General features: G+C 55.1%; 1 rRNA gene. It reads left to right on the top strand.

The features are described 5' to 3' along the window. Window positions 1-162: 162 nt before the first annotated feature. Window positions 163-256: ribosomal RNA gene (gene rrf / locus MYL53_RS17200) — 5S ribosomal RNA — on the top strand; the annotation flags it as partial.

Below are 256 nucleotides of genomic sequence, written 5' to 3'. Positions count from 1 at the left end.
TGATAGGTCGGGTGTGGAAGCGCTGCAAGGCGTTGAGCTAACCGATACTAATGGCCCGTGAGGCTTGACCATATAACACCCAAGTGGTCTGTGGATGACACGGACGACAAGCGGATACGCGAGAGACATATCTCGTCAGCATGATTCGCATTGCCTTTTTCGCCTGACGACCATAGCGTGCGGGAACCACCTGATCCCTTGCCGAACTCAGCAGTGAAACCGCTCAGCGCCGATGGTAGTGTGGGAGTTCCCATGT

It is taken from the genome of Halomonas getboli, from assembly GCF_023094245.1.
GTDB lineage: Bacteria > Pseudomonadota > Gammaproteobacteria > Pseudomonadales > Halomonadaceae > Halomonas > Halomonas getboli.
The sequence above is the reverse complement of the archived record's forward strand: the minus strand, read 5'-3'. Positions and strand labels throughout refer to the sequence as shown.